Source organism: Pseudomonas sp. EggHat1 (assembly GCF_014892995.1).
GTDB lineage: Bacteria > Pseudomonadota > Gammaproteobacteria > Pseudomonadales > Pseudomonadaceae > Aquipseudomonas > Aquipseudomonas chaetocerotis.
Genome location: NZ_JACKQK010000040.1, coordinates 1 through 776 on the forward strand (window position 1 = coordinate 1; position 776 = coordinate 776).

The 776-nt window shown below is 63.2% G+C and carries 1 protein-coding gene; it reads left to right on the forward strand.

The annotated features are described in order from the left end of the window. Positions 1 to 776, forward strand: a 776-nt coding sequence (locus INS93_RS24600) for an alpha/beta hydrolase (protein WP_192985862.1), incomplete at both ends; no start/stop codon positions are given.

Sequence of the window (776 nt, forward strand, 5' to 3'; positions counted from 1 at the left end):
GCCAGTGTCAAGGTGGACCTGTCCGGCATCGTCGTGGACACCAAGGTGATCCAGGTGAATGGCCAGTCGCTCACCCTCAAGGTGGTGCGCCCCGAAGGTGCTCGCGGCATTCTGCCGGGCTTCATGTTCTTCCACGGCGGTGGCTGGGTACTGGGTGATTATCCGACCCACGAACGCCTGATCCGTGACTTGGTAGTAGGCTCTGGCGCTGCCGCGATTTACGTCGACTACACGCCATCGCCGGAAGCCAAGTACCCGACCGCCATCAACCAGGCCTACGCCGCGACCAAATGGGTCGCCGATAACGGCAGCCAGATCGGTATCGACGGCTCGCGTCTGGCCGTAGCCGGTAATAGCGTCGGCGGCAACATGGCCGCCGTGGTGGCCATCAAGGCCAAGGAAGCCGGTACGCCGAAACTGCGCGCCCAGGTGTTGCTGTGGCCGGTGACCGACGCCAAYTTCAACAACGGYTCCTACAACCAGTTCGCCGAAGGCCACTTCCTGACCCGCGGCATGATGGAATGGTTCTGGGACAACTACACCACCGACCCGAAGCAGCGTAACGAGATCCATGCCTCGCCACTGCGYGCCAGCCTGGAACAGCTCAAAGGCCTGCCRCCAGCACTGGTGCAGACCGCCGAAATGGACGTGCTGCGTGACGAAGGCGAAGCCTACGCTCGCCGCCTGAACGCCGCCGGTGTGCCGGTGACTGCCGTACGCTACAACGGCATGATCCACGACTACGGCCTGCTCAATGTGGTGTCCGAAGTCCCGGC